The 11,501-nt window shown below is 37.5% G+C and carries 11 protein-coding genes; all 11 read left to right on the top strand.

Translation table 11 applies throughout. From position 1 onward, the window contains the following. The first annotated feature begins 301 nt into the window (after positions 1–301). Entirely contained in the window at positions 302–1,666 is a 1,365-nt protein-coding gene (locus ACM55H_RS03360; RefSeq protein ID WP_416835164.1) for an MFS transporter, read from the top strand. 62 nt (positions 1,667–1,728) lie between these two features. Next, complete coding sequence (locus ACM55H_RS03355; protein WP_416835163.1) at positions 1,729–3,039, top strand: DcaP family trimeric outer membrane transporter; 1,311 nt, start codon at positions 1,729–1,731, stop codon at positions 3,037–3,039. A 271-nt stretch (positions 3,040–3,310) separates the two neighbouring features. Further along, entirely contained in the window at positions 3,311–4,189 is an 879-nt protein-coding gene (locus ACM55H_RS03350; RefSeq protein ID WP_416835162.1) for an AraC family transcriptional regulator, read from the top strand. Positions 4,190–4,467: 278 nt separating this feature from the next. Then, entirely contained in the window at positions 4,468–5,589 is a 1,122-nt protein-coding gene (locus tag ACM55H_RS03345; protein ID WP_416835161.1) for a muconate/chloromuconate family cycloisomerase, read from the top strand. Positions 5,590–5,599: 10 nt separating this feature from the next. After that, the gene (gene catC / locus ACM55H_RS03340) at positions 5,600–5,890 is read left to right on the top strand and encodes a muconolactone Delta-isomerase (RefSeq protein WP_416835160.1); all 291 of its coding nucleotides are present in this window, start codon (positions 5,600–5,602) and stop codon (positions 5,888–5,890) included. Between the two features lie 49 nt (positions 5,891–5,939). Continuing rightward, positions 5,940–6,866: a catechol 1,2-dioxygenase gene (gene catA, locus ACM55H_RS03335; RefSeq protein WP_416835159.1), complete on the top strand. Its 927-nt coding sequence runs from the start codon at positions 5,940–5,942 to the stop codon at positions 6,864–6,866. 165 nt (positions 6,867–7,031) lie between these two features. Then, the gene (locus tag ACM55H_RS03330; protein ID WP_416835158.1) at positions 7,032–8,381 is read left to right on the top strand and encodes a Rieske 2Fe-2S domain-containing protein; all 1,350 of its coding nucleotides are present in this window, start codon (positions 7,032–7,034) and stop codon (positions 8,379–8,381) included. Position 8,382: 1 nt separating this feature from the next. Beyond that, positions 8,383–8,868, top strand: coding sequence for a benzoate 1,2-dioxygenase small subunit (gene benB, locus ACM55H_RS03325; protein ID WP_416835157.1), 486 nt, complete (start codon positions 8,383–8,385; stop codon positions 8,866–8,868). Between the two features lie 10 nt (positions 8,869–8,878). After that, the gene (benC, locus tag ACM55H_RS03320; protein ID WP_416835156.1) at positions 8,879–9,898 is read left to right on the top strand and encodes a benzoate 1,2-dioxygenase electron transfer component BenC; all 1,020 of its coding nucleotides are present in this window, start codon (positions 8,879–8,881) and stop codon (positions 9,896–9,898) included. Between the two features lie 17 nt (positions 9,899–9,915). Then, positions 9,916–10,704 carry a benzoate diol dehydrogenase BenD gene (benD, locus tag ACM55H_RS03315; RefSeq protein ID WP_416835155.1) on the top strand — a complete coding sequence of 263 codons (789 nt, stop codon included), beginning with the start codon at positions 9,916–9,918 and terminating at the stop codon, positions 10,702–10,704. 15 nt (positions 10,705–10,719) lie between these two features. Further along, positions 10,720–11,499 (top strand): 3-oxoadipate enol-lactonase, encoded by a 780-nt coding sequence (pcaD, locus tag ACM55H_RS03310; protein WP_416835154.1) that lies wholly within the window; start codon positions 10,720–10,722, stop codon positions 11,497–11,499. The last annotated feature ends 2 nt before the right edge of the window (positions 11,500–11,501 follow it).

Here is an 11,501-nt window from a genome sequence, read left to right as displayed (position 1 = left end):
TTTAAATTTATTTTTATTGGTAATGTGCTAATTATAGTGCAAATGTATTACGGAATAAGTATGTCGTTTAACTACTAAATTCTTGATGAGTGCCAATTATATTGTGCTTAAAATGAGAAACAGCATCTGTAAATGATGCATCACATATAAGGAATGGACCAAAATAAACCTTGGTGTAAATCCTATTAAACATACAAATTTTTATATGGAGAAATTTGTTGAAAACGGGCTCAACCATATAACAGCCTGCAATACCTATTAACCAATAACCATTAAATTTTTAACTAAAAAACAAAAAATTATGCGAAAAATAGATATTCATAATTTGATAGACAACGCAAAGCTGAACCGATTTCATTGGACGGTGATATTCTGGTGTGCACTAATCATTATTTTTGATGGGTACGACTTGGTTATTTATGGGGTAGTTTTGCCTTTATTGATGGATAAATGGCATTTAACGCCATTAGAAGCAGGAACTTTGGGGAGTTATGCGCTCTTTGGGATGATGTTTGGAGCACTGATATTTGGAACGCTTTCCGATCGTATTGGACGAAAAAAAGCAATCATTATTTGTATTTTCTTATTCAGCGGATTCACTTTTATCAATGGATTTGCACAAACACCTTTACAATTTGGAATTTTGCGTTTTCTTGCAGGACTTGGAATTGGCGGGGTAATGCCAAATGCAGTGGCTTTAATGACTGAATATGCTCCAAAAAAAGTCAGAAGTACTTTAGTAGCATTGATGTTTAGCGGCTATTCTGTAGGAGGGATGCTTTCTGCCGGATTGGGAATATTTTTGATTCCAAATTTTGGATGGCAATCCGTATTTTATGTTGGATTGGTACCCATACTTTTACTGCCTTTGATTATTAAATTTTTACCGGATTCTGTTGGGTTTTTAGCGAAGCAAAATAGAACCGATGAGGCTAAAAAAATACTTTCCCTTATTGAGCCAACTTACGTTCCTAAACAAGGCGATGTTTTAGATTCTGGAGAGGCTAAAGCTGCCGGAGCGAGTGTCAACCAACTTTTTAAACATAACAGAACCGTAAGTACAATTATGTTCTGGGTTGCTTTTTTTACTTGTCTTTTGATGGTTTATGGTTTGAATTCTTGGTTGCCTAAATTAATGACTAAAGCAGGTTATGAATTAGGTTCCAGTCTTACTTTTTTATTGGTTTTAAATGTTGGTGCCATGGCAGGAGCTATTGGCGGAGGCTGGCTTGGCGACAGATTTAATTTAAAAACAGTACTGATTTCATTTTTTGCCGTGGCTGCTATTTCTTTGAGTTTACTTGGTTTCAAAAGTTCAACGATGGTATTGTATATTTTAATCGCTATTGCAGGAGCAACCACTATTGGTACACAAATATTGTGTTACACGTATGTCGCACAGTTTTATCCTATAAACATTAGATCATCCGGGATTGGCTGGGCATCTGGAATAGGTAGATTGGGTGCTATACTTGGGCCTATTTTGGGTGGGGCTTTGATGGGTTTAGAATTGCCTTTCCAAATCAATTTTGTGGCATTTGCTATCCCGGGAGCTGTAGGCGCTTTGGCAGTTTGTTTTATTAATGTAAAGCACAGCCAGGAGAAAAAAACACAAGTACAGCAGAAGGAAATGACAACACTAAATACTATTGTTCCCGAAGAATAGACAAGTAAAATCAAGATTAATCCTAAATAGTTAAGGGTTTATAGAACACAAAAAATAAAGAAATGAAGTTAAAAAAAATAGTTGCAGTAACTGGTTTGTTATTTACGGCAGTGCTGCTTAATGCTCAGGAAACCATTAAAAAAAAGGATAGTGTTATTGCTATCAAATTAGAGAAAAAAGAACCGCTTTTTGATGTTAAGTTCTCTGGTTTTATTCGGCATGATGCGGTGTTTGATTCCCGTCAGACTGTTGATGTAAGAGAAGCAGCAGTGGTGCTTTGGGGGAAAGATGTTGACTTTGATGCCAATGGGAAAGACAGAAACTCAGCTTCCAAGTTTCAAATGCTGGATGTATTATCCAGAGCTGGAGCCAAAGTAAATGCACCGGATGTTTTGGGCGCAAAAACTGCCGGATTCCTTGAAGGTGATTTTTTTGGTAACGCAGAAGGAGGAATCAATGAATTTCGTTTGAGACATGCTTGGATTACATTGGATTGGAAAAAAAGCCAGTTAGGAATAGGTCAATTTTGGCATCCACTAACCATTCCGGAAATGTTTCCCGGAGTAGTTAATTTTAGTGGAGGTGCGCCTTACATGCCGTACAACAGAAATCCTCAGATTCGGTTTACCCAAAAGTTGAATACTCATTTTAATCTGATGATAGCAGCCGTTTCACAAAGGGATTTTACTTCGAATACGGCTCCGTACAGAAACAGTTCAATTCCTTCCGGACATGTTCAGGTAAATTATAAAAATAAAGATGTTCTGGTAGGTTTGGCGGGTCATTTTGAGCAAATTCGCCCTAAAACAGGTTCTGGATTGGCCAATGATTTTTCTAATGAAAGACTCAACAGTGTTTCCGTTATGGCGTATGGCCGTTTTGAAACGAAGCCCATGACTATAAAAGCAGAAGCAATGTATGGCGAAAACGCAACATCCTTCATTATGCTTGGGGGGTATGTAGGATATACACCCACTTCAGGTCCGGGTTTAGAAACCTATTCGACCATAGCAACACAATCTTTTTGGATTGATTTAACCGGGAAAACTAAAAAAATAATTCCTGGGTTCTTTGCTGGCTTTAGCCAAAATGACGGTGCCAATAATCCGATTTCAGGAAAAGCAGTAGCTTATGGATTTTCAAACATGGTAGGAGGTATAGCCGCTTCAGGAAATACAACGACCAGAACCATCAATTATATTTATCGATTGGCACCAAGAATTGAAGTGCCGATTAAAAATTTAAAATTTGGTTTGGAAGCAGAATATTCAGCTGCCCAGTGGGGAAATTCGGATAACAGCGGAAGAGCGGTGAGCAATCTGAATTTGATAGGAACTTGGAGAGTAGTATTTGCCACAGTTCTTAAATTTTAATTTTTTAACGCGTTGGGTGTAATTTCAAAAGGAATGCATCCAACGTTTTTTTTCGTTATGAAGGAAGTCAGTCAAACAACAGTATTTGACATTTTGGCTTTTATGGCACTTTTTTCATACCGACTTTCAAAATTGAATACATCCAATCCATATCAGAATACCACAAAGCATTTTCTTATATCTAAAAAATGTTAAATAGTACTCAAACGATATAGTTGTATTTGTAGTATCTTTGATAGGTTTCAAAATAATTTTTGAGCTAAAATAATACATGAGAAGTAAATTATTTTTTAAGGGGATTTATGGTGATAACTCTATCGATATGGTTAGGGATATTATTCATATTACACCTATGGAAATAACCGGTAAACGCCATGAATGGTATATTAAACCTCATGCACATAGTGACCTTTTTCAAATTTTTGTGGTAGAAAGCGGCTCTTTGGAATTAATAATTAATGGCGAAAGTCAAATTGTGGAAAGTGTTTCTTTTTTTTCTATTCCAAAAAATATCAGTCATGGTTTACGCATGAATGCGGATACTAAAGGATGGGTTATCTCACTTTATGATAAATCCTTGGAGAATATGTTAAAACTCGATACGGATATCATCAATAAGATAGACGAAATTCATATTTCAAAACTGGACGAAGAAGATAAATTAATCAATGACGCTTTAATAACCATTCGTAAATGTATCGAGGAATATTATTCTGAACTACCGGGTAAACAGCACGCTTTGCAGTATCTGGTTGGAATGATGTTGTTGCGTTTGTATCGGATATTTGTTACTTCATCCGCTGTTCATCTTTCTGATAATAAGAATAAAATGTATTACAGGCGTTTTATTCAATTAATTAAGGAACAAAAATCTTTTAAAATAAGCGTTGAAGACTATGCGGCTCGCTTAGCTATTTCAAGCGGACATCTCAACCGAATTTGTAAGGATGTTTCCGGCTTATCGCCAAAAGATGTTGTGATTAATTTTTTTATTGACGAAGCTAAAATTTACCTGCGCAATTTTGATATGTCAATTGCTGAAATCTCGTATGAATTAGATATCGAAGATCCCGCTTATTTTACGCGTTTGTTTAAGAAAAAAACCGGGCTGACTCCCAAAGAATTCAGAAGTCAATTAGGACGTAAGTAATCACTCCACTCGTTTTTTACCACAGAAAGTATTGTTTGTCCTGCTTTTAAAAGGAAATTAAGTATTTTTCTATCTATTTTTTCATTTAAAGGCATTATAAACAAATGGTTATGTTTTTTGTCTATTTGTTTGATTTGTCTCATTAATAGCAAATTAATCCAATTTTAGACCCTGCTTTTAGCTATAAATTTGTGATAAGCAAACAGTAAGTGAGCACTCAATTATTTGTGAGTGAGTACTTACTCCTGTCGAAATCAAATAAATTTAGATACTAAGAAATGAATAATCCTATTATTGAAAAAATTGAAGCCATTCTGGTTGATTTACCAACAATTCGTCCGCATCATCTCTCGATGACTGTCATGAAAAAACAAACTATGGTTATCATTCGTTTGTTTTGCAGTGATGGAATTGAAGGAATTGGAGAAGCGACAACAATCGGTGGATTGAGTTACGGAGAGGAATCTCCGGAGAGTATGAAACTCAATATTGATACTTATTTTGCTCCTTTATTAGTGGGTCAGGATGCGACCAACATTCACAAAGCCATGTTTTGGATTGAAAAAAACATCAAAGGCAACCGAATTGCAAAATCAGGAATTGAAACAGCACTTCTAGATGCGCATGGAAAACGATTGGGTGTTTCTGTCGCTACTTTATTGGGAGGAGCAATTACGGAAACTTTACCTGTTTTATGGACTTTGGCCAGCGGAAATACACAACAGGATATTGAAGAAGCCGAACATCTTTTAGCCATCGGAAGACACACTACTTTCAAATTAAAAATTGGTTGGCAAGCTCCGGAAATTTCAATCGCACACGTTGCCGCAATCAAAAAAGCTTTGGGAGACAGAGCAAAAGTAACGGTGGATGTGAATCAGGCTTGGGACGAAAGTACCGCAAAAATAAGCATTGCTAAACTTCAGGAAGCAGGAATTGATTTGATCGAACAGCCTATAGTTAAAGAAAATTTTGAAGGTTTGGCTCGTTTAACCAAAATGTTTACCGTGCCGATTATGGCCGATGAAGCATTGAACGATAGTACGGATGCTTATAAATTGGCCAAAATAAGAGGAGGCGATGTTTTCGCTTTAAAAATCGGAAAATCAGGTGGATTGCATAATGTTTTAAAAGTGGCTGCAATTGCAGAAGCGGCCGATATCAGTTTGTACGGAGGAACCTTATTGGAAGGAACAATTGGTTCTGTGGCTTCGGCGCATGCTTTTAGTACGTTAAAAACAATGTCTTGGGGAACGGAACTTTTCGGACCATTATTGTTAACGGATGATATTGTAAAAACCAAAATAGCATTTTCGAATGCTTCGATGAAAATCCCACAAGGTCCAGGTTTAGGCTTGGAATTAGATTTAGAAAAACTCAACCAATATAAACGCAAATAAAATTAGCACTATGTTATTCCACGTAGAAATGACCGTAAAAATTCCACATGATTCCGATGTGAATTTTGTAAACGAATTAAAAACAAAAGAAAAAGCAATGTCCCAAGATTTGCAACGCAGCGGAAAATGGGTAGCCATTTGGAGAATCGTCGGGAAGTATTCGAACATCAGTATTTTCAATGTAGAAAGTCCGGCTGAACTTCATGAGATTCTGAGCAATTTACCCCTTTTTCCTTTTATGGAAATCGAAGTGAAATCATTATGCAAACATTATTCTTCGATTAAAGAAGGAGAATTGTAACCCTTTTAAACAATCAAAAAAACTATAATAAATTAAAAAAATCAATATCATGACTAGAGCACAAATAGACGGATTACTTCAAAAAATTGAAAGTACTGAAAAAGTAGAAGGCGGAAGCGACAGAGCCAAAGCAATTGTAAACAGAATCCTTCGTGATTTGTTTTACACCATCGAAGATTTAGATATCCAACCGGACGAAGTTTGGACAGCAGTTAATTTCTTAACACAGGCGGGTCAAAATGGAGAATATGGTTTAATCGCCGCAGGTTTAGGATTAGAACATTTCTTAGACTTACGTATGGATGAAGAGGAAGAAAAAGCAGGAATGACCGGTGGAACACCAAGAACTATTGAAGGACCACTTTATGTTGCAGGCGCACCAAAATCAAAAGGATTTGCACGTTTGGACGATGGAACTGAAGTAGAACAAGGGGAAATTTTCTTCATGCAAGGAAAAGTTTTGGATGATAATAACAATCCAATTCCGAATGCAATTGTAGAAGTTTGGCATGCCAACTTGAAAGGGAATTATTCTTATTTTGACCAATCACAAACCGATTTTAATTTACGCAGAACGATAGAAACGGATGAAAACGGAAACTATCAATTCCGCAGCATCCTTCCTTCCGGATATGCAGTTCCTCCTGGTGGATCAACAGAAACACTTTTGAGTGCCATTGGTCGTCATGGAAATCGTCCGTCTCACGTTCATTTCTTTGTTTCAGCACCAGGCTGCAGAAAATTAACGACACAAATTAACTTTGAAGGAGATCCTTACTTATGGGATGATTTCGCTTTCGCAACCCGTGAAGGTTTGGTTCCGGATCTTACCGTAATTACTGATGCGGAAAAAATCAAAGAAAAAGGATTAGACAGGCCTTTTTCCTCAATCGATTTCGACTTCACATTACATAGTGAAATTGAAGGAATTCACGATGCAGAAGTAGAGCGATTGAGAGCAGAAGCTGTAGCATAATAAAAAAAGAAACGGTCTATTGCCATTTTCCGAAATCTTTTTTGGACTTGTAGAATCCCCGTGAGAAGGAACAAATCGAATCGATTTTTTGAATCATTCTCATGGTGGTTTTACCCCAAAATAACTCCGGAGCGGGTAGGTTATGACTACTAAACAACAACACTAATGGAAAAATTAAATAAAGAATATGTGGAAAGCCTATTGGAACACAACGTTTCTGAAGGTCTTTATCGTCATAACAGAGAATCCTTTACCAATCCGGAGTTGTTCGAATTGGAAATGAAATATATTTTCGAAAACAATTGGGTGTATTTGGCTCATGAAAGTCAAATAACGGAAGCAAATGATTATTTCACGACTCATATTGGCAGACAACCCATTTTTATCGCTCGAAACAAAGAAGGCGAATTGAATGCTTTTATTAATGCCTGCAGCCACAGAGGAGCACAGCTTTGTCGCTACAAAAAAGGGAATAAATCAACATATACGTGTCCTTTTCACGGTTGGACTTTTAATAATTCGGGAAAATTACTAAAAGTAAAAGATGTAAAAGGCGCAGGATATCCGGAACAATTCAATACAGAAGGTTCCCATGATTTGAAAAAAGTAGCGCGATTTGAATCGTACAAAGGATTTTTATTTGGTAGCCTAAACCCTGATTCTTTTTCATTGGAAGACTATTTGGGTGAGACTAAAAAGATTATAGATCAAATGGTGGATCAGGCTGAATTTGGATTGGAAGTTGTACGAGGAGCTTCTACGTATACTTACGATGCAAACTGGAAAATGCAAATGGAAAATGGCGCTGATGGTTACCACGTAAGCTCCGTACATTGGAACTATGTGGCTACCATGGGGAACCGTAAAGAAGATGGTGTGCAAGCGGTAGATCCTAACGGATGGTCAAAAAGTATAGGTGGTGTTTATGGTTTTGAAAATGGTCATATGCTGCTTTGGACAAAAATGCTGAATCCGGAAGTACGTCCTCTTTATAGCCAATTGGATCGATTGAATGCGAAACTTGGAGAAGAAAGAACCAATTTCATTGTCAACGAAACCCGCAACTTGGCTATTTATCCAAATGTGTATTTGATGGATCAGTTTTCGACTCAAATTCGTGTGATTCGACCAATCTCTGTCGATAAATCGGAGGTGACTATTTACTGTATGGCACCAAAAAATGAACCAGCGGTTGACCGTGCGTTGCGTATTCGTCAATACGAAGATTTCTTCAATGTAACCGGAATGGGAACTCCTGATGATTTGGAAGAATTCAGATCGTGTCAGGAAAGTTATTTGGCAAAAGCCATGCCTTGGAACGATGTAAGCCGTGGCGCAGAACATTGGGTTTATGGTCCAGACGAACATGCTACCGCTATGGGGATTAATCCAAAATTAAGCGGAATCCGAACCGAAGACGAAGGATTATTCCTGATGCAACACCAGTATTGGGCAGAAACTTTAGCAGCAGCTTTGGCAAAAGAGGAATTGATTAATCTAGAAAACAATTTGTAAGATGACTAATTACGATAAAATACAGGCATTTGTTTATCAGGAAGCGAGACATTTAGACGACAAACAATGGGACGAATGGCTTCAGTTATACGATGAGAAAGTAACGTTTTGGATGCCATCTTGGGATGATGAGGATAATTTAACAACCAATCACGAAACAGAGATTTCCTTGATTTATTATCCAAACAGAAATGGTTTGGAAGACCGTGTTTTTAGAATCAGAACCGAACGTTCCAGCGCTACTTTACCGGACACCAGAACAAGCCATAATTGCACCAATCTTGAAGTTCTGGAAGAAAACAACGATGAAGTTAAAATACGTTTTAACTGGAATACATTAAGCTTTCGATACAATAAATTGGATCAGTTTTTTGGTGTTTCCTTCTACACTTTGAAAAAAGTGGGAGATTCATTTTTAATCACTAATAAAAAAGTCATCCTTAAGAACGATTATATTCGACAAGTGCTTGACATATATCATATTTAATACAAAAGTAATGGCAAAAATAGCATTAAACTTTGAGGACGGAGTTACCAAATTTATAGATAGTTTACCCAATGAAACGGTGGCAGAAACTGCGTATCGTGTTGGGATAAACATTCCGTTAGATTGCGCTGATGGCGCTTGTGGTACTTGTAAATGTAAAATGAGATCAGGAAATTTCGATGCGGGAGACTATATCGAAGAAGCCTTATCAGATGAAGAAGCCGCGGCAGGTTTTGCACTTGCTTGTCAAGTGAGACCAAAATCAGATCTTGTGGTTGATATTTTGGCAAGTTCTGCTGCCTGTAAAGTTAAATCTACGGCTGTTGCTACCGAAATTAAGGAATTAAACCGATTATCTTCTGAAATCTACCAATTAAAATTACGTGCTGCTGATGGGAGTTCTTTTCAATTTCTTCCGGGACAATATGTAAATATTGAGGTTCCGGGTACTTCACAAACCAGATCGTATTCGTACAGTTCACAACCTGATACTTCAGAAGGAGAGTTTTTAATCAAATTAGTTCCTGGAGGATTGATGAGTACGTATCTAAAAGACGAGGCGGCTGTAGGAGGGGAACTAAACATTGTAACTCCTTTGGGAAGTTTTTATTTAAGAGAGGTGCAACGTGATTTAATCTTTATTGCTGGCGGTACAGGGATTGCCCCTTTTATGGCAATGCTTGAAAAGCTAAAAGCAGAAAATAATACAACACCAATTCATTTGTTTTACGGAGCAACGACAGGGGAAAATGTGGTGGAATTGGAACGTTTAAAAGCGTTTAGTGAAATTATGCCATTGCAGCTATTTACCTGTACTTCTGACGAGCAGGTAGAAGGTCATGATAAAGGATTTGTTACCCAATGGATTAACAAAGAACTTCTTGGCGATAAAGCCTATGATATTTATATCTGTGGACCAAATGCGATGGTGGAAGCGGTAAAAACTACGCTTGATAAAGAGGCAATTCAACATGTTAATTTTTACATGGAAAAATTTGTTCCAACGGGTCAGGAAAATGTACAATTATAATTTTTAAAACAGTAAAAATGCTTCACCCCAATAGATTTTCAGGAAAAGTGGCGCTTGTTACCGGTGCCGCTCAAGGAATAGGAAAAACCGTTGCCCTGCAACTTTTAGCCGAAGGTGGTTCGGTTATAATGGTCGATCGTTCTCCAATAGTAAATGAAATAGCTTCACAATTGAGTGAAGACCAAAAAAATAAAGCACTTCCAGTTGTTGCCGATTTAGAGCAATTTTCAGGCTTTCAGTCGGTGGTTGAACAAGCTGTGGCAAAGTTTGGCAGAATAGACATTTTGATTAACAACGTAGGAGGAACCATTTGGATGAAACCTTTTGCAACCTATGAAGAAGATCAAATAGAAAAAGAAATTCGCCGTTCGCTTTTCCCAACGCTTTGGGGCTGTCGTGCAGTTCTTCCGGTGATGTTGGATCAAAAAGGAGGTGTAATCGTGAATGTTTCTTCGGTTGCAACCAGAGGAATTAATCGGGTTCCTTATGCTGCTGCAAAAGGCGGTGTCAATGCCCTTACGGCTGCTATGGCTTTCGAATATGCTGAAAAAAATATTCGGGTAAATACGGTTGCGCCAGGTGGAACCGAAGCTCCAGAGCGCTTGATTCCCCGTAATGAAACGCCTGATACGGAACAGGAAAAAAAATGGAGACAAGAAGTGGCGGATCAAACCACCGAATCGAGTTTAATGAAACGGTACGGAACCATTGAAGAACAAACTTCGGCGATACTTTTTCTGGCATCCGATGAAGCTTCGTATATCACAGGAATTACGATTCCGGTTGCCGGTGGCGATTTGGGTTAATAAAAAAATAGAATAATGTCAAAAATAAAAATGCAACATACAATATTGAATTATGTGTTTGATGATTTCAAGAAAGAACAAACATTGGTTTTTTCTAATTCATTAGGAACTGATTTGACGATGTGGGACAAACAAATAGAACTACTTGGACAGGAATTTAATATGCTGCGGTACGACACTCGTGGTCATGGAAAAAGCGAAGTTGCCGAAGGGGAATATTCCATTGAAATGCTGGGAAATGATGTATTGGATTTATTGGATTCTCTGAAGATTGAAAAAGTAAATTTTTGCGGATTATCTATTGGTGGATTGACTGGACAATGGTTAGGAATTCATGCGCCGGAACGGTTGAACAAACTGATACTTTGTAATACTGCCGTAAAAATTGGAAACGCTGAAGGCTGGAATACCCGTATTGAAACCGTTCAAAAAAATGGTTTGGACAGTATCGTTTCTGGAACGCAAGAACGCTGGTTCACACCGGAATTTGTCAGCGAAAATAAAAATGAGGTTGAGGCGGTTTTAGCAATGTTTGTGCAAACGCCATTATCAGGATATAGTTCATGTTGTGCTGCTGTTCGGGATGCTGATTTTACAGATCAAGTTTCCAAAATTCCAGTACCAACCCTAATTATTTCCGGAACAGAGGATTTGGTGACAACCGTAAAAGAGGGTGATTTTCTAATGGAAAAAATCTCAAATTCGTTATTGGCTGCCTTAAAAACGGCTCATATTTCAAATATTGAAAAGGCTGATGATTTTACAAAACTACTTATTGAATTTATTAAAAATTAAAA

Source organism: Flavobacterium cryoconiti (genome assembly GCF_048158645.1).
Taxonomy (GTDB): Bacteria; Bacteroidota; Bacteroidia; order Flavobacteriales; family Flavobacteriaceae; genus Flavobacterium; species Flavobacterium cryoconiti.
The sequence above is the reverse complement of the archived record's forward strand: the minus strand, read 5'-3'. Positions and strand labels throughout refer to the sequence as shown.

Bases quoted from the DNA above. Each gene is read 5' to 3' on its own strand.
- catC (WP_416835160.1), top strand. From the start codon at position 5,600: ATGTTATTCCACGTAGAAATGACCGTAAAAATTCCACATGATTCCGAT.
- ACM55H_RS03360 (WP_416835164.1), top strand. From the start codon at position 302: ATGCGAAAAATAGATATTCATAATTTGATAGACAACGCAAAGCTGAAC.
- benB (WP_416835157.1), top strand. From the start codon at position 8,383: ATGACTAATTACGATAAAATACAGGCATTTGTTTATCAGGAAGCGAGA.
- catA (WP_416835159.1), top strand. From the start codon at position 5,940: ATGACTAGAGCACAAATAGACGGATTACTTCAAAAAATTGAAAGTACT.
- benD (WP_416835155.1), top strand. From the start codon at position 9,916: ATGCTTCACCCCAATAGATTTTCAGGAAAAGTGGCGCTTGTTACCGGT.
- ACM55H_RS03350 (WP_416835162.1), top strand. From the start codon at position 3,311: ATGAGAAGTAAATTATTTTTTAAGGGGATTTATGGTGATAACTCTATC.
- ACM55H_RS03330 (WP_416835158.1), top strand. From the start codon at position 7,032: ATGGAAAAATTAAATAAAGAATATGTGGAAAGCCTATTGGAACACAAC.
- ACM55H_RS03345 (WP_416835161.1), top strand. From the start codon at position 4,468: ATGAATAATCCTATTATTGAAAAAATTGAAGCCATTCTGGTTGATTTA.
- benC (WP_416835156.1), top strand. From the start codon at position 8,879: ATGGCAAAAATAGCATTAAACTTTGAGGACGGAGTTACCAAATTTATA.
- ACM55H_RS03355 (WP_416835163.1), top strand. From the start codon at position 1,729: ATGAAGTTAAAAAAAATAGTTGCAGTAACTGGTTTGTTATTTACGGCA.
- pcaD (WP_416835154.1), top strand. From the start codon at position 10,720: ATGTCAAAAATAAAAATGCAACATACAATATTGAATTATGTGTTTGAT.